Consider the following 20496-nt stretch of genomic DNA (forward strand, 5'->3'; position numbering starts at 1 on the left):
TTAAACAAGAGCCATCCATATATACAAATAGTGTTCAGCCGGAAGACGGCACATTTTTCAGCGTCAGGCACAAGGATTATACCTTTGAAAGAAGAGTGCGAAGCCGGCCCAGCGCGCGGATCAGAGAACAACAGGCAATTTGCGCCCATTCCGTCAAACGGGATATGCAGCCTGCTAAGTGACAAATGGACTGTTCCGGTTCTTTGGCGTCTTTCTCTCACTGTGGATCATCGACTACGTTTTTCAGAATTGAAGAAAGATGTCGGTGAAATCACCCAGCGCATGCTGACGCTCACGCTGCGCAATCTCGAGCGTGACGGCTTTGTTGTGCGTCACTATTTTCCTGAAGTGCCACCACGTGTTGAGTATGAACTGACGGATATCGGCCGCGGAGCCTTGCGTGCCTTGGAAGGTTTCAACTTCTGGGTCCACGACAATCTGGACGCCATCAAGGCGCATCGACGCGCTTACGATCAGACGAAGTTGTAAATCCAGATCCCCGAGCTGAGTTCAGAAGTTCAGAGAACGGTTCTGATTAGCAAAGCTTAGCTACGACCGCTTTTCGCACTTTCGATTGCGCCCCTGGACAGCGACTTGGTCGAAAGCCGACTTTGATGACCGTACAGGAGCGCGACGGGATTGGGCGCGAAGCAATCAGCCATTTCAGCATGACAACAAGCGAAAGCAGGCTATTCTTCAGTGCGTTGCCGCACCAACGAAAGGAACGAATATTATGGCCACGTTTGTTCTGATAGCTGGAGGCTGACAGGGCGGGTGGGTCTACCAGAAAGTAGCAGATATCCTTGTTGGGCACGGGCACAAAGTCCTGCCAATAACTCTTTCTGGACTCGGTGATGCACCTGCCCCATCGGCCAATCTTGAAACTCATGTAAGCGAGGTCGTTGATGTCGTGAAGTCGCATAGTGACGACTTGATCCTTGTGGGGCAATCCTACGGAGGAATGATCGTGAGCGGCGTAGCGGACGCCGTTCCGTCGCGCATCCGCTCACTGGTCTATGTTGACCCCTATGTCCCAGAAACCGGCGACTCGGTCTGGTCGCTGACAACGCCGCGTTTTCGAAACATGTTCATCGCAGGTGCAAAAGGTGACGGGCTGAATTGTGCCCCGCCTTCCAATCAGGACCCACGATGCCGCCCTCAACCGATTGCGACATTTCTCCAGTCAATCACTTTAACCGAACGCTGGCGTGACACACCTCGTAAGGTCTTCGTTGGCGCACATGGATGGGACGGAAGTCCATTCCTCGACCTCTATCAACGATTGAGCCACGAAACCGAATGGTCAACCTATTCTCTCGATTGCGGCCACAACGTCGCTAAATTGGAGCCAGATGCATTGGCCCAGATACTCCTGACCCAGACTTGACCAACCAGATAACCATTTCAGTAGACGCCTCTCGATTTCTGCCATCACTGCCACCCGAATTCGACGACCGGCTTCTGTGGGCGGTTTTTCACAGCAGCCCAGCCTTCATTTGAAAAGCGGCAACCGATCGCCCCCTGACGTTCTTGACTATCCGTCAATGGATACATCTAGGGGCTCGCCTCTGCCGAAAAGCCTTACCCCAAGAGCCAAATAACTGAGCCTCATGTTCTCAGCTGAGAACAGCTTCTTGTTATTGTTAAACCAAAGTCATCGGACCTCGCGGCAGCTCGGGAGATTCAAAACCAACTAGTCCATTTAATTATTGTATCTTGAGTTTTTGGATTCAAAGGCGTTAACTTTTCATTAACCTTAAAGTTGTTGACGACTCACATAGATACAGTCATTCTGACGCTCAATCCTGCAATTATCTTAGTTGAGCGATTTTAATGATCCAAAGCGCCAATGCCACTAATATCAAGCAAACCGCAGAAAAGTCGTTAACTCGGCTTATTGAAGCGGATGCCGATACGCTAAGCGCCCAGCTTCAACATCTTCGTGCCCGCGCATTTCCACCGACAGCACAGAAAGAACTGCGTAAATTCGCTCCGGGAGAGGCCGCAAAGCTAATTGGAATCAGCGATGTCTATCTTCGCACGCTAGTTAACGAAGGCGTTATCGGTGAGGCTGAAAAGAACGCAGCTGGTAGGCGCCTCTACTCACTAGAGCAAATCCACTCTATCCGGAATCACCTTAGCAAGAACAAAAAAAGTTATGATCAACGACGTCGAGATGATGATCGGCTTCAGGTGATCGCCGTTACGAACTTTAAAGGCGGCTCGGGCAAAACCACTACGGCAGCACATCTTGCACAGTACTTTGCGCTTCGCGGTTATCGCGTCCTTGCGGCAGATCTTGATCCTCAAGCATCATTGTCTGCTTTATTCGGGATACAACCGGAGTTTGACCTAGAGCCTAATGAGACCCTTTACGGTGCAATTCGATATGATGAAGCTCAACGACCACTGAAAAGCATCATTAGGACTACATATTTCAGCGGCCTCGACATCGTACCGGGTAATCTCGAATTACAAGAATTCGAACACGAAACCCCCCGAGCTTTGACTTCATCTTCGCGATCTAGTGACAAATTGTTTTTCACACGGGTAGCCTCGGCGCTGAAAAGCGTGGAAGACGACTATGACATCGTAGTTCTCGATTGCCCACCTTCGCTCGGCTACCTGACCCTGTCAGCACTCTGCGCGGCAACTTCTGTGCTTGTTACAATTCACCCTCAAATGCTGGATGTAGCATCTATGAGCCAGTTCTTGCATATGACCGCGGGCCTTTTTGACGTCGTTGAAAGGGCTGGGGGAAATGCTAACTATGATTGGTTTCGCTATGTGCTCACACGCTACGAACCAAACGACGGCTCCCAGTCGCAAATCGCAGGTCTTCTCAAAGGACTGTTTGGGGATAGAGTCTTGACGAACTCCATGGTCAAATCCGCCGCGATATCAGATGCAGGAATTACCAAGCAGACCCTTTACGAAGTCGGCAGAGAAAACTTCCATCGGCAGACATATGATCGCGCGATCGAAGCTCTCGATGCAGTCAATCATGAACTCGAAGAACTCGTCAGAGATGCGTGGGGTAGAAAATGAACAAGCGCCGTGATGCTTTGCGAGATTTCTTAACGCCAATCACTTCCAACCATGAGTTCTCAGCTGAGAACACGCCCAAGCGACCGCAAATATCTTCGGGCGCTTTGCAAAGTATGAATGATGCGATCACCGGTCTTTCTAATGAAGCAGAGGAGCTCCGTAAGACACTAGCTGATGGCCAATCCATAGTTGAGCTCGATGCACATCTTATAGACGCGTCCTTTGTGAAGGACCGCCTTGATGATTATACAGGTTCCGATTTCGATGCTCTACTGACCAGCATCCAGGAGAACGGCCAAGCCGTCCCAGTGCTCGTACGACCGAACCCCGATCAGTCCGGCCGCTATCAACTTGCGTACGGGCATCGACGCGTTGCTGCACTCAAGCAACTTGGTCTAAAAGTCAAAACTTTCATTCGAGACCTATCCGACGACGAGTTGATAATAGCGCAAGGCAACGAAAACCTTGAACGCAAAGATCTCACGTTTATTGAGAAAGCACTGTTTGCTCGACGTCTAGAAGACCGAGGGACTACCAGAGCTGTGATCATGGCCACCTTTGGCACTTCGTCCAGAGGCGTTTTATCCGAGATGATTGCTTTGGCTCGAAAGTTACCTGAAGAGCTTATACAGGCCATTGGTGCGGCTCCTGGTATTGGGCGACCAAAATGGGATTCAATGGCTACCCTATTAGCCAATAAGCCTAATGCGCTCGAAACCGTTCTAACGTCTGATTCCTTCCTGAATCTAAACAGTACCGAACGCTTTGACGCAATCTTTACGTCGCTCAAGCAGGCAAACAAGGTACTACCCAACCCTATAGCACACGGCTGGAGTTCGGATGACTCTCAGCTAAGGGTAGTCGCCAAATCAAAGTCTAAAGTATACGCCGTCGAATTCTCGGAGTCCGAAGGGAAGGCGTTCGGTGAGTGGATTTCCGACAATATGAAACGCTTATACGACGAATATAAAGGAACCAAGCAACGCAATTAGGAGACTTTAGCAAAAGAAAAAGGCCCCCAAACGTCACCGTCGTGGAAGCCTCTCTCAAAGTTCTAGCAGACTGAGAATCGCATTTCCCCGAATCAGTGTCAAGAGTCGTAGCGTCATTTTGGCGGGTGGTTTTCTTTTGCCTTTTGAAAGGTGAGAGGAAATGCAAATTCTGGAGACTGTCACGTCCACAATCCGTGGACGAATGAGAATGTTTACCCAAAATTCTGAACTGAAGAGCAAGGAGGCGAGAGGGTTAAACCGGTGGGTGATCTATAAGCAGCTTTGCCTCGCCAAATCAGCGTTCGAACTCAATGATCGTTGTCTTGCGGTGCTCAGCTCGCTTTTGTCGTTTCTCCCTAAAGATGAGATCAACGAGAAGAACGGTCTCGTCGTTTTTCCGTCCAATCGTCAGTTATCGCTCCGAGCCCATGGAATGCCGGAATCGACACTGCGCCGACATCTGGCATCCCTGGTCGAAGCCGGCATCATCGCCCGCAAGGATAGCCCGACGCGTAAACGCTATGCTCATAAGGACAGGGAAGGGCAGGTCGACCTTGCTTTCGGCTTTTCCTTCGCGCCGTTGCTCGAACGTGCGTCTGAGATCACAGAGATTGCAGATAGAATTCTTGCTGACCAGAAAACCCTGAAACGTCTTCGAGATGAAGCTTCGGTTATGCGAAGAGACATCGCATCGATCTTTGTCGACGCGGCCAATGAAACCGGAAAGCTCTGTGAAAGGCTGGAACCGGTATTTGTTCGCTTCCGCAAAATCGTTGACGCAATACCGCGGCGCGCATCTCTTGCCCAACTCTCAGCAATCAAGGCCGATCTTGAAGACATTCGCGATGAATTGACTATCACATTGAAAGCAAAGGGAGCTGTTCCGGAAATGAGCGGCAGCGCCGCCCAATTTGAGCGACAGCATAATGAATCCCTGCCAGAATCCCTTTCTGACTCTCAAAACGGTAAAAAGATTGATTTGAAAGTGCCTTCTTCGGATAGCTCTGTTGCTGGGAACCTCGAAATAGAGGATCGGGTCCAGGTTTCTCCTTCAATCTCTCTCGATCAGGTGCTTCGGACATGCCCGGATATTCGCGAATATAGTGCAAATGGGATTGCCTCATGGCGAGATCTCTATGATGCGTCACGAGTAGTCTCAGGGTTCCTCGGGATCAGCCACTCGGCCTATCGGGAAGCGATAGTCTCCATGGGCGCGGAAACTGCTTCGACCGCCATTGCGTGGATCCTGCAGAAACTGAACTCAATCAATTCGCCAGGTGGATATCTGCGATCTCTGACACAGAAGGCGAGGGGAGGGGCCTTTTCAATCAGCCAGCTGTTGTTTTCAGGCATGAAAGCAAACGGAAATCTGATTCCGGCCAAGTTATGAGCCTACGCCAGACCAATAGGCAAAGTAGAACGCAAGGGGAAAATGTTCTTGATGTATGCCTCCCATTGGCTTTTTCTCCCTTTGAAGCCCATGTGAACAAGAGCAAGCGAATGTCGAAACCGTTGAAACCCGTTCTTTGTTTGTCAGTCCTTGGCGCTCTCATTGCTGCCCCGGTTTCGGCCCAACAGCATCAGGAAACAATTATCTTGTCCGTTGCGTCGAACATTATGCGTTGGGCCGATGTTTACAAGGTTCGGCCTGAACGCCGTGATGATCCTTATTATCACGTACGAGTAATCGAACGGCAAAGAGACTGGAAAGTCTGGCAGTTCAAGGAACTTGTTTCCCATATGGCAGTAATACCCAAAGCACTGCCAGCAAGTCGTATCAGCAAAAAAGCGAGAACCTATAATTACAAAGACGTGGAAATCCGCAGCGCATATCGTCGTTGGCTGGATGAACCCGAGACCCGCTTCGAGGTTCCGGTTTGTAAAACCAACATTCTAAACTGTCTTAAACAGTTGCCACAACGTTAAACAAGGATCCGTTCATGCCCAGAATAATCTACGGTGTAGTTCTATCAGCATGGTTCTGCGGAATAGCTGTCGCTGAGGATGTTCCTGGCATCGCTTTTGAAAACAAACTGGCCGCGTGCGTGACGGTCACAGGAGAGAAATCTGTCGTAAAAGCGAATGTCCTCTCAGTGAAAGCCCATTTTCAAATACACAAGCCTATCGGTGACTGTGGATGCTTTTCGGCCCGGGTAGCCTATTCGAGCAGCATCGATATGGAAGGTGTGCCAGAATTTCTGCAGCAAGGCATTATTCCAATCAACAAGGATGCGGTGAAGACGCTCGTTCTTGCGAGCGAGGCAAGTTTGGTTGGCGATCGAGAAATCAACGTCCAGTTGGTTTGCGCAAGACCCACATAGCCAACTTATGAGTGAGGTGATTAATCCAGTTTAGTTTCCCTTTGGCAGGTCTGGGCACACGACCAATGGAGATACTGGTTCACGTTCGCTTTAACCTCCACCTCTCGTGAGTTGGCGCATTTGCGCCAAACCGAAACCAGTGGAAGGCAATTTCGTTAGCGGTAGCAAACGGGGCTACGTCCGCCTGGACGGCTATAGGCGCTCCGTCCCCCACACGAACGGCCATTCCGCATAACGTCATACGGGCAATCACACGTGCCAATATATGGAGACCGAACAGGTTGACCTGATCGGCGCGTCGGAGCCAATCGAGTTGCAGCAGGCGGCTCCATTATTCGAGGGACTGAAACCAGCTTTTGCGTTACAGGCGGTGGATTTTCGGCCAAGTATAGCTCGGAAATCCATCCCGTTCGATTGCCGTAAGTGACGCTGAACCATCCGGAACGATAGTTCATAACCTGCACTCTTCTACCTCTATCGATAACCGTAATGACCCGTGCGGTTAATGACGGCTCGGATCTCATATTTACCTTGGTGGTCGAATATAGCCCCTTTCCGATGAAAGGGTGCTGGTCAGCCGATGGCGGTGGCTGGTTTGTCAGTCGGTGAGTTGTCGCCTGCACGAAGCCTAAATGCTGCGGAGCCTGCTCGGTTGCCTGGACTGTAGTCTGTGGTTGAACTGCGTCTGGTGGCGATACTGGGGTCGGCGTGTCATTCCCGAAAAGTCTCGTGAGAATGAACAGGGCAACTGCCCCAAATATCCAGTTCATCGCCTTCGACAATTTTGGATCCCCCAATCCCTCAAAAGATCAAAGCAAAATTTTAGGGGGATGTCGAGATAAAGCCTCGCTCTCCGCACTGTATCACGGTATGATACAAGTCGCAGGGGTAACTCATGGTCCGTTCCTACAAAGACGCCAGAACCAAAGCCGTTGCAGGCAGCAAAGCGCCAAAGGGGTTTCCGGCAGATTTGATAAGAACAACTGTTCGCAAAATTACCGTGATCGATAGTGCTTTAATTCTTGATGATCTTCGCTCTCCTCCCGGTAACAGGCTGGAGGCTCTGAACGGAGACCGTAAAGGGCAGCGCTCGATCCACATCAATGATCAGTGGCGCATCTGTTTCGTTTGGACCGATGCTGGCGCTGAACAAATCGAAATTGTTGACTACCACTGGAAGGAAGAAGCCATGACCAGTATATTGCCCCCGGTCCATCCCGGCGAAATTCTTCGGGAAGAGTATCTCATCCCGCTTGGGATGAGTGCAGGTGCGCTTGCCAGGAATCTGAATGTCCCTCGCACTCGCATTGAGCGTCTGGCGACAGAACAGACCGCCGTTACACCTGATACGGCTCTGCGCCTTGCAAAGTTCTTCCGGACCACGCCCGAATTCTGGATGAATATGCAGTCAAGTTACGACCTTAAAACGGAGGCAGTAGCCATTCAGGATCAACTCTTAGCTATCCATGAACTGAAAGCGGCCTGATTTACTATACATTTGATGCAGATCAGGCGCTTGTTTTCCAGAAATCCCCAATGTTTCACGCTAACAACGAAACCGCTCGGCATGATACGCGACAGGTTCTTTTGGTAGCCTGTGGTTCCTTCTTGTCAGGGAAGGGGCACCCCTCACCAGTGGATTGTTCGACTATATCCTGAAGGAGAGAACCACGGGCTACAGATTTCCCTTGAATTTGGTAGAGAGGCCGCAAACGTCGTGTTTAAGTTAATGTAATGGTGCCCTGAATGAAGAATAGAACGTTCATTGCGATCATCATCGCTATTGCACTTGCCGGAATTAATGTCCAAGTACGGGCCGACGGTTTCAAAATCCACGAGCTGACGCCCATCAAGCAAGAGTTCTGGTCAATATTTGATGCCTCCGCGCATCATGCGGAAGAACCGACTAACTTTCGGATGTCCTGCTGCGGAACAGATGACGACCAGCATTTGATGATCGCTATCGATCGCCATGTCGACGAGCAGGGACAGGAAAACAGAACGGACGAAGGTTATCTCCAAGAGTTGGAGGTCGGTTCCGAAAAGATCGGGTTCAAGATCGAGAAAATTGATGTCTCTCCAGCAATTGGACGACTTATCCGCCTTCCGAATGTAGGTGGCCTCAAGGGGGTGAATATTTTTGTCGTAGAGGGCGGAGATCGGCTAACAATCCAGTCGGTCGCGCCGACCGAGGGGGCCGCTGAAAACAATGCCCGGAGGGCCTTGGAAATAGCAAAAAAGTCCGTCATTGGGCGATGATTTGGTCTACAGGCAGGCGCTTTCTTCAATTGTCTACTGTTAAGTTTCCGTCGAGCGGTTCGAACGAAGATTTCATAAATTGAAAACGGAAATCAAAATCAATGTCATTCTTCACTTCTGCAATCACAGTGCTTGCAAACGATAGGCAGATGCGAAAGCGGATAGGTCGTCGTATACTTCAGTTACATTGCTGACAGATCGCAGTTCGATGCGATCATCAGTGTGGGTGCAAACATCAATGATTGCCTCACCGAGGGCAAATGCGTCAAAGGAAGCGTTAAGTAGCTGGCCGCCACCTTCATTCAGGGCTTGTATCGCTTTGTAGAGCGCCTGGGCCTGAGCGTCGTTTAAAAGCATGGGACGCTTCCGTCTGGGTATGGGCAGTTACAATACCGCCGTAGGTGAGGGGATTGATAAATTCCAGCCGGCATCAATCCAAGTCAAATGCGAATTTAATCATAGCTCACGGCCGTGTCGGATGACTTCTCAAAAGAGAAAGCAACGGAGCCGGATTTCCTTCAGTGAAAGGCAAACAGGTGACCGGCCTGTAGGAAGTCACCCTTTTGATGGAGCTTTCGCAGATACTATGATCGCAATTCGTCTCAAGCCTGTCCGAGACGTCTGCGCAGTTCTTCGTTCTCAGCACGCAGTTTTGCAGCAAGTTCCTGGCGCAGCTTCAGGTTTTCCGCTTCAAGTGCAATCAGGGCCTTCAGATCGTCGCTCGCCCCCGCTTTCGTTTTTGCCTTTGCTGCGACAAGTGCTGTTTTGCCAGCGGCATTTTTCCAGTTGTAATAAGTCTGTTCGCTGACTTCCAACTGCTGCAGTGCGGCTTTCAGTGTGGTCTTGCCGCCTTTGGTCGCCCTTTCAACGGCAGCAAGAATTGAAGCGCGTTGTTCGGGAGTATACTTCTTGATCGTGCGGGTGGGTGGCTCAGCTTCAATGGGGGCTGATTTTGCCGCGACCCTGGTCGTTTTAGCGGCAGGTGCTGCAGCCGCCTTTACAGGCTTGGGCTCTGCTTTTTTGCGAGGCGCACGAGTTTTCTTCGTGGTACTCACCGGCTCGGCGGTTCTTACCTCAACTGGCGTCTCGTTTACTGCTGCAATGGTTTCGTCTGCCATGGTATGCTTCTCCAGATCGATGTTTGGAAATTCATCTAGGCATCAAACATATAGGTCAATGGTTGATGTAACAATAAGGCCCTGTACTTCATGTGTTCAAGATGAGATAGACTTGCTTTCAGGGCATATCGATCAGGTTGGACATTCTGTTGAGTGTTGAAAGTCCGCCGCATAATATGTAGCCACTGGTAAAAGCGCTTTGACGCGCGTGGAACGTACCTTCAAACTTTCTCGGGAAGCCAATCACGGATGAAAAATCCAATCCGCAACGTTGTTGTTGAATATAAGAACAAGCGTGCCCGCAAGGGCTCGGCGTCTTTGTGGGGAAATCTGGATCTGAAGTCGATTGCCCGGCAAGTGGAAGCGGATGTGCCGGAATCTCCCATGGACGCTCAGGTCCAGCCTGATCTATCCCAGCCGATCGAGCGCAATACTGAGACCACGACCATAAAAGCAATATCGCAGGCTGAGCCGGTCATCGAGCAAGTTGATGAGGCTCTGAGCGAGCCACAACTTTCCAACATGGACGCCTCGATCCCGGATGAAGCATCCCTTACAATGGAAGAGCTGCAAACGGCAAGCACGGCGGGAAACGCTGCTGTCAGGGATAAAAAGCCGTCTGTTGGACGTCCTGTGAAAAAACCAGTCCCGCGGAAACGAGAAACGGCAAATCAGGTCATTGCCGAGCCGGATATTCAGGCTGAATTGTCAGCTCTGGAAATCGAGAACGCTAATCTGAAACGTGAATTGGCCGCCAGATTGGGTACGGAGAACAGGCAGTTGCTCATAATGCTCCGACGATTGGAACAGCAGTAGATAAACAGCACTTAGACTGCCCTGCTAGCCTGGTAGCTGATCTGTTCACATATTCTGGTGACATGTGTGAGGGCCTTTCGTCGCCAAAACTATTGTGTTGTCAGGCTTAAGCTGACAGCATCTCGGAATTGCGGATAGGGAGGTCGATCACGATGAAGTCACTGGGGCAGCGTCTTGTTGCGGGGTTGAAGAGCTGGCGATCGCGGAAGAAGTCGACTTTGCCGGACGAATTGCCTGATGCTCGATCTGCAGCCAGCGCAAGCCCTGAGCAGCTTGATCCTATATTGCCAACGCACGAATCCATCAAAGTTACGACCAAAGATCCCGATGAAGTGAGTGACAAGGCAACCAGGCAGGTTGAACAGGCACCTCTTCGAGAGGTGTTATCGCCTACCGAAGATCCGCCGGCGGCTGAAGAACCGTCAGTGGTTGTGAAGCCTGAGAGGAAGGAGGAGCGAGCGGATGAAGCCACTACTCTACCTCCCGTTCCCAAATCACCACAGAAGCGGCCTCGTGCGAAAAGGCCAGGTCCCAAGATTGAAAATGGGCCGGTGACAGACGAAGAACTGGAAGCGCTGGAAGCGGAGAATGCCCGGCTCAAGCTTCTATTGAATGAGCGTTTGAAAGCGAAGCAGGATGGTTCCGATAACTGACAAGCCGCTAGACTTCAGATGATTTTGATTAAGACACAGGGAGTAGTGATGGCTGTTACATTGTTGCATGGAGTCGGAAATCTGATCTGTGACGGTGTTGAGGTTGGCAGCGTTGAATTCAGCATCGCGAGGCCAGATTACGGTCCAGATGTGACCAGGCGTGGAAAAGTGTGGGGAAACAAAAAGGCCGTTGCAGCAGCAATGAACGCCACAAAGACGGAACTTACCGTACCTGAATCCGATGGCTTGCTTTTCCTGAGCATTCAGAACCTGGATCGCGACGGTGGGGCGCTGTTCACTGTTTTACAACCCGCTACCGTCTGACGACGGCACGGTCCATAGCGGTTCGAAACACTGCATCGCCGGTAAACCGGTTGTCGCCTTGGTCAAAGTCAACCATTATAGAACCGAGCGTAGGTCTGTCTGAACGAAGTCGTCTCCTACATAGAGCACGGGACAGCCATGCTCGTGAGCAACTTCATAGGAAAAGCAGTCACCATAGTTGAGCGAAGCTGGGTGAATGCCTTTGCCCCATCTGGCGTAAGCGTTGGCGACCCGGTGTGCGGAAGCGGCTGTCACGGATACGATTTCGAAGCCGAGCCCGGAAATCAACGCGTCAACCTCTTCGCCGACATTACGTCGCGCAGCAACAATGAGGGCTTCAGTAACTGTTCCTGCGGAAATCAATAGCTCATCAGACTGTTCGATTGCCGTCATGCAAGCTTCGCCTTTGGGCTCATTGAGCACGATCGCCATGAGCGCGGATGTATCGACGGCGATCATATGGGCATCCCATCGTCGTCATAAAGAAAGTCCTGACTACGCGCAGCATTAGCCCCGGGTAATGCTTTCGCCGCCGCCGTTGCCCTCACCTTTTCCATCAGTGCGCGTCGGCCCTTGGGGCCGGGCGCTGCCGCAACGGCTACAAGCCGTGCGATCTCATGGCCGCGACGGGTCAAAATGACTTCATCCCCGGCTTCCGCTCGCTTAACCAGTTCGGTGAGCTGTCCTTTCGCGTCACTGACAGATACGCGCATGGTCCATGTTCCTTTGGGTTTCGCTCATACTTAGCAGTATAAATGGTCCATGTTATGGTCCATGTCAATAATGACCGGGGAACAGAGTTTGGATCTGTTCATTTCTTCCTGCAAATTGACACGAAGAGAGCGAAGTGAACGTAGTTGGCCGGAGGCACCCGCGCTTTCATATCGCGCTGTAGGGTTGCCGGAGGCCCGAATCGCGCAGCGATAGATTGATACCTTGCCGCTTAAGAGTATTACCGTATTGGTAATTATCCTGATACGGCACTAGGAACTTCATCGGCCATAGAACCACTAATTCGCCCCATAATTTCACATAAACGCCCGACAAATCCGCTATAAAAGCAAAAATGTCCATATGACGTAGCACAATTAGGGTTGTCGGAGAGAGCCAAATCGGTAACATGGCACCGATGCAATTCATAACCATCTCAAGGAGAATCCTGACCGGGTTATAAAAGAAAAACCGCTCCCGAAAAAATCCGGAAGCGGGGTGCAAATTACAAACATTCAGTCCTTTATAAATCGCACTCCCAACTTCCAAAGTCAAACAAAAACGCTTTTCGGCGAATGGGAAAGCTTTGCCTGGTCCCCATTAAGGAGACGAGGAAGATGGGGGAAACCCAACAACCCGCGCGGCAGGTTGGCCGCAAACAGACACCACAACGAACCGAGTTTCGGCGGCTGGCTCAGTCCGCGGAAATCGGAACGGTGACACGCGGCCAGCTCAACGGTCTTGCGCAGTCTCTTCCTTGCCTTGGCCTCATCAATGGCATCGAAGCGCACTTGCTTGTGGCCCTGATCAATACTGCTCCAGCCGAGAGCTATGACAAGGGCGGACGACCGATCGTGTTCAAATCCAATGCAGCGCTTGCCTTCGAGGTCGGCCGATCCGAGGGCCGCGTCAGCCGAATGTTGTCTCGGCTGTTTGACGCCGGTGTCATCACCATGCAGGACAGCGGCAACTACAAGCGCTATCCGGTCCGAAATGCGGACGGCAGTATTGCCGATGCTTGCGGTATCGATCTGCGCGTTCTGATTGCCCGCTTTGCGGAGCTTGACGGCATGGTCCGGCAGGCAAAGGCGGAAAAGAACGCACTCAATGCGAACCTGCGTCGCTATCGCGGTGCCGTTCGCAATTTGCGTTTCGCACTCGCCTCCGTCGAGGACCTGCCCGCGCGCCTGCGCGCCATTATCGAGAAGCGTTTTGCGCGCGTTCTCGAAGCAGTAGGCATCGCGAGCAAGGCATCAAGCGCTGTTCTGCGACGCGCAACAAGCTTGATTGAATGGATCGTGGAGCGGGTGATGCAGTTGCCACGCCGTGACCAGTCTTCCGGTAGAAACGAAAAATCGACATGCCCGTATGCCGAAAACGACATGCACAAACAGATTACAAACCCCTATTCCCTTGAAGATAGTAGAGAGGAAATGCGTTCGGCTTATGCCGAACAACTCGGTATCTTAAAGACCGGCTTCGCCAGTAAGAGGGCTTTCGAAAAAAGCCTGGGAGGCAAATCGAGCCTAGTCAATCAACCGCACCACCCGCCACAAACGTTAGTGGCCCTGCAGGATCTGTTACGGGCAATACCGGCGCTGAACACCTATAGAATATCGCGCCCCCGCACCTGGACTGATTTGGCCCGTCTCGCCCCGCAAATCTGCCGCATGGCCGGGATTTCCGAAGATGCACGCCGCCGTGCGGTCGATCAGATGGGGGAACAAGCCGCCGCGATTGCTATCGCAATCACGCTGCAGAAGTTCGACGAGAGGCAAGTGAAGTCGCCGGGCGGCTATTTGCGGGCCATGACAGAGCGCGCCGCTGCCGGCGAATTGCATCTTGCCCGCTCGGTTTTCGGGCTTGCTGCCCGACATGGAATGGAGGGTATACAGTGATCTTTCGTTGCATTTTCTCCGCCGCGATAGCCCTGCCGCTGACTGTCGGGCTAGCTGCCGCTGAACAATGGTCGGGTTCCGTTGCCGGAACCGCCCGCGTCATCGATGGCGATACGATCAGCATACGACAACAGCGCGTGCGGATCGCCGCAATCGACGCTTGCGAAAAGGAGCAGAGCGGCATTTTGAACGGCAAGACGTGGCCGTGCGGTTTGGTTGCGCGCAGCTATCTTCACGAAATGATCGATGGCAAGCATGTGTCGTGCCGGATCGTTGACGTCGATCGCTATAACCGTTCCGTCGGTCAGTGCTTTCTCGGGAACACGGATGTCGGCCTTGCAATGGTGCGCGTGGGGCAGGCTGAGACGATGTTGCGCTACTTGCCGCGAAACCACGGCATCGACATTGCCAAATATGGGTATTCCGAGAACGAAGCGCGCGAACGTTTGCTTGGAATATGGGCGGCCGACGTAGAGAGCCCGCATCTATATCGACGGACCCATGCTTCCAGATAAGCCTTCCAGCATAGCTAAATTGGCGAGGTCGAATAATCGGCGCGGAGAACCAATTTGGCTATCCGTATAGTCCATGATTACACAACACCTGTTGAAAATGCTCTGTATCCGGCTATCATGCGTTGCACAATCGGTATTGTATCAACGGTCATGTGCCCATGAGACGAGTTGCCATATTGGCGCATAGAGCACACCTCTAATTCGTTTGCTTTTGACGCTCGTTCGCACGTCGACGCGGTTGCCGCAAAGCCGGAAGCCTGAAAAATTTCCCCGCCTGCGGCTCCTCGCGCGACAAATTTTTCGGCCCTCGGCTTCCTTCGCTGCGCTCCGGCCCAAGGGTGCAACACCGCTTACCGCCGTGCCTTGGAACGATCATCGCAACCACATAGAGGAGTGAATACCATGGCCAACGAAATCACCAACTTCATCCAGTTCGATAGCGAAGACCTCGACACCGCATCCGGCAAAGGTCGCATCTCCACCCTGACTGACGACATCGACATCGAGGTCGTGCCCTTCAATTCGGACAATCCGGACGCCCCTACGCATCGCGTTTTCGCCAAGTCCCCGCGTGGCTTCAATATTGAGGTCGGTGGTATCTGGAGAAAGGCTAAGGCCGATGGCGAAGGTTTCAAACGGAACCTCTCGATCCGCCGCCTGAACTACAACGCCAACCTGGGTCGCTTCGGGGGGCAGGACGACCCAAGCCTTCAGGCCGTTCTCGAATGGGAACCGCGTAATTGATAGCGCAACAGCGCCCGGCTGAGTGCCGGGCGCACTATACCGAAAGTCGCGGAAATCCCTTTGTTTTCTGGATTTTGTGCGCATTTTGTGCTAGGAGTTGTCACAATAGGAGTTTTGAAGATGAACTTTCATGCCCCCCGTCCGGATCGATCTCCAGAAGCTGTTGCCAAGCGCAAAAAGGCTACGGATCAGGCGCGTGCTGCAAACATGCGGCAGGGCTATGTCCACGACCCACTGTTGGAAGCAGCGACGGCGGCCTACGTCGCGGGCGATATCACACGCGACGAATACAGAGAGCGTGTTGTCCGCAAACCGCAATAGCTCACGCTTATCCTTTTACTTTGATGCCGCCTGCCTTGAGTAGGCGGCTTTTTATTGGTCTTCGCTATGGCTGAAACGGAACCCAAAGGCTCCTATACCTATCCAAACACATCTGACGATCCCGATCGCAGGGACGTGCTGCGTAATAAACTTGGAATCCGGTCTCATAAGGAACTGCGCGTCGAAGAATATCGCGTGACAGCATTCCGGATGACTGAAATTGCCGAAGGAGACGGCCCGAAAGGCGCGTTCGACGCCCAACATCTGAAGGCCATTCATGGTCATATTTTCCAAGATGTTTATGAATGGGCCGGTCATACGCGCAATGAAAGCCCTGTTGTCGATGGCCAGAGGGTGGAGCCGATTGGCAATCTGTCGAAAGGTGGGAGCTCATTTCTTCACGGCTCGCGCATCGAGATGGGCTTGGACGAAGCCTTTAGACCGATCAGGAATCCGGAAATATTGCGTGGATCGTCGGTCGAGCAGTTCGCCGAAATTGCCGGTAAAGTTTTGGCAGAGTTGAATTATGTGCACCCCTTCCGAGAAGGAAACGGACGGGCGCAGGAGGCACTGCTAACATCCATCGGACGCGAATATGGTCATGATGTTGACTTCACCGTCATCACCAAGCCGCGCATGATCGAAGCGTCGATCGCGACGACCAACGACCCCTCCAGTCCAGCTATGAAACATGTCTTTGAAGACGCGATCGATTCAAACCGGCAGGAAGCCATAAGAGCTGCTTTCGTCGATCTGGAAATGCGCGGTGAGAATGCTTTCGAGCACAACGTGCGCAGCGCCAGGCCGGGCGAACAGATTTCAGGTCAGGTTCTCGGTCACGATATCCGCGTTGCCAGCGTTGTTACCGACCACGGGATTGTCGCAGTCGATCGCGCCGACCTTCCAGAGCGGTTGCTCGATGACAATAGCGAAATCACATTCACGGCTCGTTCTGACTTCTCCCGCCTGTCGCGTCCGGATCAGGTCAGAAATGCGGATGGTCCCGCCGTCGAACGAATGTCACCAGAGCAGAAAAGCACCGCGTCATCCCGGCTTACAGAACTGTCGTCCCAAAAGCAGTCCGAGCGAGATTCCGACGACCGCGAACGATAAGCGGTACATCTTCCGCGCAGAGATCTGGTCCGTTTGCTCCGGTGGGTGACATTTTGGCCGCCTCACCCGTTGGCTTATTGACGGACAAGCTGCGATAGCCCCTCCCCAATGCAACCGCTTCACGGTCCTCCACTTCCGTTGCGGCCAATAGGTGCATGGGCTCGTCTCGGCTATCTCCGTTTTTTGCCGTCAACCAACGAATGGAGACGGCCATGAACAACGTCATCGACACCTATCAGCGCATTACCGACCTCATCATCGAGCAGCTGGAAGCCGGCACCAAGCCTTGGGTGCGCCCGTGGCACGGAAATACCCGCCGGACCTCCATCATCCCCCGCCGATCCAGCGGCGAAGCCTATCGCGGCATCAATGTTCTCATGCTCTGGATCGCGTCGCAGATGAACGGCTACGAACAAACCACCTGGATCACCTATCGTCAGGCGCAGGATCTCGGCGGTCAAGTCCGGAAGGGCGAACGTGGATCGTTTGTCGTCAAATTCGGCACCTTTACCCCGAAGGATCAGGACGCCGATGACGACCGTTCTATCCCTTATCTCAAGGGCTACACGGTATTCAACGTAGAGCAGATCGAGAACCTGCCTACCGACTATTACAGCCCAGCCGAACCGATGCCGATGGCGCCCGTGCCTCACAATGAAACCGTCGACACCTTTGTTCGCCAGACCGGAGCCGTCATTCACTACGGCGGCACGAAGGCTTGCTATCGTCCAGGACCTGACGACATTCTCATGCCCGACCGGGAGCGTTTTTTAAGCGATGTCCACCTGTACTCGTCGCTTCTGCACGAAATTGGTCATTGGTCAGGCGCAAAGCATCGTCTTGATCGCGATCTGGCTGGCCGCTTCGGCACAAACGCTTACGCACTCGAAGAACTTGTGGCCGAACTGTCCGCAGCTTTCCTTTGCGCTGACCTAGGCGTGGCCCATGATCCTCGCGAAAACACAGCCGCTTATATCGAAAACTGGCTGGCCGTTCTGAAGGCCGACAAGCGCGCCATTATCACCGCAGCTGCCAAAGCACAGGCGGTTGCCGATTATCTCCATGAGATTGCAAGCGGGTGATCACTTGAGGCCGTTTGAGCGGCTACCTATTTCTCAGCCAAGTTCAAGCTCTTCGAGCTAGCGTCAACTTGATTCTGAAGTTCCGCCATTTTTTTTACCAACGACAGCAGATCGCGTGTCGTACTATGTGGGAGATCGCTGACAAGTTTTGCTAGTTCGACACGATCTTTGGCTTCTTGCTCGTTTTCACCCCAGAGATGAGGTGCTGCTGCGAAGAGCATATCGATTGGCATGAAACCCAATACTTCGCAGATGTGTATCATGCGCGTAACGTGCAGTTTTGAGAATGCACGTTCGTAACGACCATATACCGGTGTAGACAGCCCCATAAGTGGCGCAAAATCTGCCTGTTTAAGGCCAGCCCGTTCACGAGCTTCTCTTAGATATTTTGCAAGTCGTTGGTCTAATTCTTCAAACGTGCTGATACCCTCAAAGCCGCGACGTCTGTAGATGGGCTTATCGATTTCCGGATCATTGGTTTTCTCCAATGAATGTTCTGTTGCGAAATCAGCAGATTCATTATTCACCGTCAAAACCCCTTAAACTCCATGCCGCCTAATTGAATATTATGAATTATTCTCGTTGGTTTGGCACTGTAGAGATTGATGAAACGGAATTCATCACCAAACTTTTCTGCCCCACGGATGCAGAAGGCGACCTCATACGGAAAAAAATGAACTAGAATATGTTGACTAACGTGTTTTCGCCGCGGCCATTCGCCAGTTCCCTGGTTTTCCCTCAAAGACTGCTTCGATCAACGCTGTGTCCTTCAGCCAACTGAGTGTAGCTGACAGTTCGCAAGCAATAGTTTGCTGTTTGATATGAATGCAGCGGATAACATTAGTGATGGAATCCTTGCCGTAGGCGGCATAATTCCAGTTGGAAAAGCGAAAGAGTTCTTCTTTGGCAATCTGGTTGGTCGGCCATTCGACTGAAACGGCGGGCGTGCTAACTTGACTGTTAGCGAATGAGTTGATTGGCTCAATCGTGTGGCCAAAGCCATTAGCAGCTAGATAAGGCGCTAAATATAGACCGACTCCGATCCCGACGGCCAAGCCTAGAAGAAAGCTACGACCAAGCACGGTCAGTATCCGTTTTCTGTTAGATACTGGTCGATGGCATCTCTAAGGATAACCGACATCTTAAGTCCGTTGTCGTGGGCTGCCTTTTCAAGTCGCCTTTTGGTGTCGTAATCAAGTGAGACATTTACAAAATGCTTACTTTCTCGTTCACGATTTCTACGAAGTTCACGTAAGCGATTTCGGGAATCTTCCCGCTGGTTTGCCTGTTGGGTATCGTTCGCCCTTCTTTCTTCTGGCGTGACGAATTGTGATTTAGGACGAGCTCTTCGCGTTTCCAGTTCCGTTGACGGCCCTGTAGTTTGCATTTGTGCGTTTTCCGCCGCTGGGAGCGCAGCAGCATTGGGGCCATTCTCCTCTTCTGCTGATGGGCGTCTGCGGGATGCGACAGGGAAGTCTGACAGTGTGACCTTGCTTTTAGCCATTCACCGTCTCCATTACATTCTGGTCCCTTAAATAGTCGAGCTCAGAAACAAACGCGTTGACTTCGGTTCTGGCCTTACAGATAGCATCCGTTAATTCCAACATTTGCAATGTTCCCCAGCCGCTGCGGATCTCGCGGTAACAGTTGCGCTCGATTAGCTCAGTTTCGAGCAACGTCGTATTGTAACCATGTTGGCTTAAATTTTCTACGAATGGACGGATGATGCGATATTCTTCAAGGTGGCGATTAACGATGTTGATGCGTGTTCGCACAACCGCCTGAGGAATTACACGTTGGTTGTGATCTGTTCGCGTGGCAATGGTTTCCGCGGCTTCGCCTGCTGCCTTTATTTCATCCTGTGCAGGCTGAATGGGCGTAATCACGATATCAGAATGATCTATTATCGTATCCATGACCACGCTATCGACGCCGGGAGCATCGATAATCACGGCGTCGTACTTTTCCGCGTGTGAAGACATAACCTGTTCGATTGAGCTCTGGCGAAGTGCGGTCGTCAGAGAAATCGATTCAGGTAAGTTGCCCTTCGCTTCACAGCGCTTCCACCACTCGGCCAGGTTCTGGCGGGGATCTGCATCGATGAGAAGGACTCGTCGACCTTGGAGTGCGAATTCACCTGCTGTCAAAATGACGGTGGTCGTTTTCCCCGCGCCGCCTTTGCCACTAACTGCTGAAAATCGAGCTGTCATGAATTCTCCTTCAAACGAAGAGAGCATGAACGTTTACCCACGTCCGGTTCAGGCCATATCAGACTAACGCGCATTTGGATCGAGTGGTGATCGTTAGTCATATGGAGTGTGGAATAGACTACGTTATTTTCACACGATGTGACAACACACTATGACCAATGGATCACACTGTGTGTTCACACCAATGAACCACACGACCATGTCGTGTGGTTCATTTCCCTAGTTCCTTTCTAGCTGATGATGAACCCCGGAGCCGCGCAAGAGCCGTCTGTGCCGCTCGCGCGCAGTCCGGCAAGGGCGAAGAGCGTAGCGTCCCTTGCCGGCGAGTACGAGGGGTACACAAAGGCGAATAAAGCGGCCTGGAGGTGAAC

Annotated in this window: 26 protein-coding genes and 2 pseudogenes; 19 read left to right on the forward strand and 9 right to left on the reverse strand. The window is 52.1% G+C overall.

Translation table 11 applies throughout. The annotated features are described in order from the left end of the window. Positions 1 to 30: 30 nt before the first annotated feature. From CQZ93_RS26120 to CQZ93_RS26150, 7 genes and pseudogenes are all read left to right on the forward strand, one after another. A complete protein-coding gene (locus CQZ93_RS26120) occupies positions 31 to 489 on the forward strand; it encodes a winged helix-turn-helix transcriptional regulator (protein ID WP_286154318.1) in 459 nt (152 codons plus the stop codon). Between the two features lie 298 nt (positions 490 to 787). After that, positions 788 to 1387 (forward strand): annotated as a pseudogene (locus tag CQZ93_RS26125) (alpha/beta fold hydrolase); the annotation flags it as partial. 446 nt (positions 1388 to 1833) lie between these two features. Continuing rightward, positions 1834 to 3048 (forward strand): plasmid partitioning protein RepA, encoded by a 1215-nt coding sequence (repA, locus tag CQZ93_RS26130; RefSeq protein WP_105545489.1) that lies wholly within the window; start codon positions 1834 to 1836, stop codon positions 3046 to 3048. Next, positions 3045 to 4040, forward strand: a complete 996-nt coding sequence (repB, locus tag CQZ93_RS26135; protein WP_105545490.1) for a plasmid partitioning protein RepB — start codon at positions 3045 to 3047, stop codon at positions 4038 to 4040. The genes repA and repB overlap by 4 nt, the downstream gene beginning before the upstream one ends. A gap of 160 nt (positions 4041 to 4200) precedes the next feature. After that, a complete protein-coding gene (gene repC, locus CQZ93_RS26140) occupies positions 4201 to 5430 on the forward strand; it encodes a plasmid replication protein RepC (protein WP_105545491.1) in 1230 nt (409 codons plus the stop codon). Positions 5431 to 5540: 110 nt separating this feature from the next. Next, positions 5541 to 5966 carry a DUF5086 family protein gene (locus tag CQZ93_RS26145; RefSeq protein ID WP_105545535.1) on the forward strand — a complete coding sequence of 142 codons (426 nt, stop codon included), beginning with the start codon at positions 5541 to 5543 and terminating at the stop codon, positions 5964 to 5966. 14 nt (positions 5967 to 5980) lie between these two features. Beyond that, on the forward strand, positions 5981 to 6361 hold the full coding sequence (locus CQZ93_RS26150; RefSeq protein WP_105545492.1) for a DUF2195 family protein: 381 nt from the start codon (positions 5981 to 5983) through the stop codon (positions 6359 to 6361). A 155-nt stretch (positions 6362 to 6516) separates the two neighbouring features. On the opposite strand, the gene CQZ93_RS27365 is transcribed toward CQZ93_RS26150, so the two are convergent. Continuing rightward, the gene (locus CQZ93_RS27365) at positions 6517 to 7131 is read right to left on the reverse strand and encodes an SH3 domain-containing protein (protein WP_339561783.1); all 615 of its coding nucleotides are present in this window, start codon (positions 7129 to 7131) and stop codon (positions 6517 to 6519) included. A gap of 125 nt (positions 7132 to 7256) precedes the next feature. Between CQZ93_RS27365 and CQZ93_RS27210 the strand changes: the two are divergent. The 3 genes and pseudogenes from CQZ93_RS27210 to CQZ93_RS26165 all read left to right on the forward strand — a co-directional run. Further along, positions 7257 to 7523 (forward strand): annotated as a pseudogene (locus CQZ93_RS27210) (type II toxin-antitoxin system RelE/ParE family toxin); the annotation flags it as partial. A gap of 27 nt (positions 7524 to 7550) precedes the next feature. Further along, complete coding sequence (locus CQZ93_RS27215; protein ID WP_235994242.1) at positions 7551 to 7847, forward strand: HigA family addiction module antitoxin; 297 nt, start codon at positions 7551 to 7553, stop codon at positions 7845 to 7847. 260 nt (positions 7848 to 8107) lie between these two features. Further along, entirely contained in the window at positions 8108 to 8620 is a 513-nt protein-coding gene (locus CQZ93_RS26165) for a hypothetical protein (RefSeq protein ID WP_105545494.1), read from the forward strand. Positions 8621 to 8743: 123 nt separating this feature from the next. Here CQZ93_RS26165 and CQZ93_RS26170 read toward each other — a convergent pair whose 3' ends face one another. Both CQZ93_RS26170 and CQZ93_RS26175 read right to left on the reverse strand, forming a co-directional pair. Next, complete coding sequence (locus tag CQZ93_RS26170; RefSeq protein ID WP_235994231.1) at positions 8744 to 8977, reverse strand: hypothetical protein; 234 nt, start codon at positions 8975 to 8977, stop codon at positions 8744 to 8746. A gap of 245 nt (positions 8978 to 9222) precedes the next feature. Next, complete coding sequence (locus tag CQZ93_RS26175) at positions 9223 to 9738, reverse strand: transposase (RefSeq protein WP_105545495.1); 516 nt, start codon at positions 9736 to 9738, stop codon at positions 9223 to 9225. A 249-nt stretch (positions 9739 to 9987) separates the two neighbouring features. Between CQZ93_RS26175 and CQZ93_RS26180 the strand changes: the two genes are divergently transcribed. The 3 genes from CQZ93_RS26180 to CQZ93_RS26190 all read left to right on the forward strand — a co-directional run bounded on the left by CQZ93_RS26180 (position 9988) and on the right by CQZ93_RS26190 (position 11531). Continuing rightward, on the forward strand, positions 9988 to 10554 hold the full coding sequence (locus tag CQZ93_RS26180) for a hypothetical protein (RefSeq protein ID WP_105545496.1): 567 nt from the start codon (positions 9988 to 9990) through the stop codon (positions 10552 to 10554). Between the two features lie 218 nt (positions 10555 to 10772). Next, positions 10773 to 11207 (forward strand): hypothetical protein, encoded by a 435-nt coding sequence (locus tag CQZ93_RS26185; RefSeq protein WP_286154319.1) that lies wholly within the window; start codon positions 10773 to 10775, stop codon positions 11205 to 11207. A gap of 48 nt (positions 11208 to 11255) precedes the next feature. Next, the gene (locus tag CQZ93_RS26190) at positions 11256 to 11531 is read left to right on the forward strand and encodes a hypothetical protein (protein WP_286154320.1); all 276 of its coding nucleotides are present in this window, start codon (positions 11256 to 11258) and stop codon (positions 11529 to 11531) included. 75 nt (positions 11532 to 11606) lie between these two features. Here the strand turns inward: CQZ93_RS26190 and CQZ93_RS26195 are convergent, their stop codons facing one another. Both CQZ93_RS26195 and CQZ93_RS26200 read right to left on the reverse strand, forming a co-directional pair. Beyond that, entirely contained in the window at positions 11607 to 11990 is a 384-nt protein-coding gene (locus CQZ93_RS26195; RefSeq protein ID WP_105545499.1) for a type II toxin-antitoxin system VapC family toxin, read from the reverse strand. Next, positions 11987 to 12244 (reverse strand): type II toxin-antitoxin system Phd/YefM family antitoxin, encoded by a 258-nt coding sequence (locus CQZ93_RS26200; RefSeq protein ID WP_105529501.1) that lies wholly within the window; start codon positions 12242 to 12244, stop codon positions 11987 to 11989. Before CQZ93_RS26200 ends, CQZ93_RS26195 begins: the two co-directional genes overlap by 4 nt. 615 nt (positions 12245 to 12859) lie before the next feature. Between CQZ93_RS26200 and repC (CQZ93_RS26210) the strand changes: the two genes are divergently transcribed. The 6 genes from repC (CQZ93_RS26210) to CQZ93_RS26235 all read left to right on the forward strand — a co-directional run bounded on the left by repC (CQZ93_RS26210) (position 12860) and on the right by CQZ93_RS26235 (position 17915). After that, positions 12860 to 14140: a plasmid replication protein RepC gene (repC, locus tag CQZ93_RS26210; RefSeq protein WP_105545501.1), complete on the forward strand. Its 1281-nt coding sequence runs from the start codon at positions 12860 to 12862 to the stop codon at positions 14138 to 14140. Beyond that, the gene (locus CQZ93_RS26215; protein ID WP_105545502.1) at positions 14137 to 14655 is read left to right on the forward strand and encodes a thermonuclease family protein; all 519 of its coding nucleotides are present in this window, start codon (positions 14137 to 14139) and stop codon (positions 14653 to 14655) included. The genes repC (CQZ93_RS26210) and CQZ93_RS26215 overlap by 4 nt, the downstream gene beginning before the upstream one ends. 402 nt (positions 14656 to 15057) lie before the next feature. Beyond that, positions 15058 to 15399 (forward strand): DUF736 family protein, encoded by a 342-nt coding sequence (locus CQZ93_RS26220; RefSeq protein WP_105545503.1) that lies wholly within the window; start codon positions 15058 to 15060, stop codon positions 15397 to 15399. Positions 15400 to 15519: 120 nt separating this feature from the next. After that, the gene (locus CQZ93_RS26225) at positions 15520 to 15720 is read left to right on the forward strand and encodes an antitoxin VbhA family protein (RefSeq protein ID WP_105529505.1); all 201 of its coding nucleotides are present in this window, start codon (positions 15520 to 15522) and stop codon (positions 15718 to 15720) included. A 66-nt stretch (positions 15721 to 15786) separates the two neighbouring features. Then, a complete protein-coding gene (locus tag CQZ93_RS26230; RefSeq protein ID WP_105545504.1) occupies positions 15787 to 16833 on the forward strand; it encodes a Fic/DOC family protein in 1047 nt (348 codons plus the stop codon). A gap of 212 nt (positions 16834 to 17045) precedes the next feature. Further along, complete coding sequence (locus CQZ93_RS26235; RefSeq protein ID WP_105545505.1) at positions 17046 to 17915, forward strand: ArdC family protein; 870 nt, start codon at positions 17046 to 17048, stop codon at positions 17913 to 17915. A 26-nt stretch (positions 17916 to 17941) separates the two neighbouring features. Here the strand turns inward: CQZ93_RS26235 and CQZ93_RS26240 are convergent, their stop codons facing one another. The 4 genes from CQZ93_RS26240 to CQZ93_RS26255 all read right to left on the reverse strand — a co-directional run bounded on the left by CQZ93_RS26240 (position 17942) and on the right by CQZ93_RS26255 (position 20125). After that, positions 17942 to 18442 carry a helix-turn-helix domain-containing protein gene (locus CQZ93_RS26240; protein ID WP_105545537.1) on the reverse strand — a complete coding sequence of 167 codons (501 nt, stop codon included), beginning with the start codon at positions 18440 to 18442 and terminating at the stop codon, positions 17942 to 17944. Between the two features lie 165 nt (positions 18443 to 18607). Beyond that, positions 18608 to 18997: a hypothetical protein gene (locus tag CQZ93_RS26245; protein ID WP_105545506.1), complete on the reverse strand. Its 390-nt coding sequence runs from the start codon at positions 18995 to 18997 to the stop codon at positions 18608 to 18610. A gap of 2 nt (positions 18998 to 18999) precedes the next feature. Next, the gene (locus CQZ93_RS26250) at positions 19000 to 19419 is read right to left on the reverse strand and encodes a ribbon-helix-helix protein, CopG family (protein WP_105545507.1); all 420 of its coding nucleotides are present in this window, start codon (positions 19417 to 19419) and stop codon (positions 19000 to 19002) included. Beyond that, a complete protein-coding gene (locus CQZ93_RS26255) occupies positions 19412 to 20125 on the reverse strand; it encodes a ParA family protein (protein WP_105545508.1) in 714 nt (237 codons plus the stop codon). The genes CQZ93_RS26250 and CQZ93_RS26255 overlap by 8 nt, the downstream gene beginning before the upstream one ends. Positions 20126 to 20496: the final 371 nt, after the last annotated feature.

Origin of the sequence: Ochrobactrum vermis (assembly GCF_002975205.1) — a bacterium.
GTDB classification, from domain to species: Bacteria; Pseudomonadota; Alphaproteobacteria; order Rhizobiales; family Rhizobiaceae; genus Brucella; species Brucella vermis.

Coding starts and splice junctions, on each gene's coding strand:
- CQZ93_RS26230 (WP_105545504.1), top strand. CDS start 15,787: ATGGCTGAAACGGAACCCAAAGGCTCCTATACCTATCCAAACACATCT.
- repA (WP_105545489.1), top strand. CDS start 1,834: ATGATCCAAAGCGCCAATGCCACTAATATCAAGCAAACCGCAGAAAAG.
- repC (WP_105545491.1), top strand. CDS start 4,201: ATGCAAATTCTGGAGACTGTCACGTCCACAATCCGTGGACGAATGAGA.
- CQZ93_RS26170 (WP_235994231.1), bottom strand. CDS start 8,977: ATGCTTTTAAACGACGCTCAGGCCCAGGCGCTCTACAAAGCGATACAA.
- CQZ93_RS26195 (WP_105545499.1), bottom strand. CDS start 11,990: ATGATCGCCGTCGATACATCCGCGCTCATGGCGATCGTGCTCAATGAG.
- CQZ93_RS27215 (WP_235994242.1), top strand. CDS start 7,551: ATGACCAGTATATTGCCCCCGGTCCATCCCGGCGAAATTCTTCGGGAA.
- CQZ93_RS26200 (WP_105529501.1), bottom strand. CDS start 12,244: ATGCGCGTATCTGTCAGTGACGCGAAAGGACAGCTCACCGAACTGGTT.
- CQZ93_RS27365 (WP_339561783.1), bottom strand. CDS start 7,131: ATGAACTGGATATTTGGGGCAGTTGCCCTGTTCATTCTCACGAGACTT.
- CQZ93_RS26225 (WP_105529505.1), top strand. CDS start 15,520: ATGAACTTTCATGCCCCCCGTCCGGATCGATCTCCAGAAGCTGTTGCC.
- repC (WP_105545501.1), top strand. CDS start 12,860: ATGGGGGAAACCCAACAACCCGCGCGGCAGGTTGGCCGCAAACAGACA.
- CQZ93_RS26165 (WP_105545494.1), top strand. CDS start 8,108: ATGAAGAATAGAACGTTCATTGCGATCATCATCGCTATTGCACTTGCC.
- CQZ93_RS26150 (WP_105545492.1), top strand. CDS start 5,981: ATGCCCAGAATAATCTACGGTGTAGTTCTATCAGCATGGTTCTGCGGA.
- CQZ93_RS26220 (WP_105545503.1), top strand. CDS start 15,058: ATGGCCAACGAAATCACCAACTTCATCCAGTTCGATAGCGAAGACCTC.
- CQZ93_RS26145 (WP_105545535.1), top strand. CDS start 5,541: ATGTCGAAACCGTTGAAACCCGTTCTTTGTTTGTCAGTCCTTGGCGCT.
- CQZ93_RS26175 (WP_105545495.1), bottom strand. CDS start 9,738: ATGGCAGACGAAACCATTGCAGCAGTAAACGAGACGCCAGTTGAGGTA.
- CQZ93_RS26190 (WP_286154320.1), top strand. CDS start 11,256: ATGGCTGTTACATTGTTGCATGGAGTCGGAAATCTGATCTGTGACGGT.
- CQZ93_RS26250 (WP_105545507.1), bottom strand. CDS start 19,419: ATGGCTAAAAGCAAGGTCACACTGTCAGACTTCCCTGTCGCATCCCGC.
- CQZ93_RS26180 (WP_105545496.1), top strand. CDS start 9,988: ATGAAAAATCCAATCCGCAACGTTGTTGTTGAATATAAGAACAAGCGT.
- repB (WP_105545490.1), top strand. CDS start 3,045: ATGAACAAGCGCCGTGATGCTTTGCGAGATTTCTTAACGCCAATCACT.
- CQZ93_RS26255 (WP_105545508.1), bottom strand. CDS start 20,125: ATGACAGCTCGATTTTCAGCAGTTAGTGGCAAAGGCGGCGCGGGGAAA.
- CQZ93_RS26235 (WP_105545505.1), top strand. CDS start 17,046: ATGAACAACGTCATCGACACCTATCAGCGCATTACCGACCTCATCATC.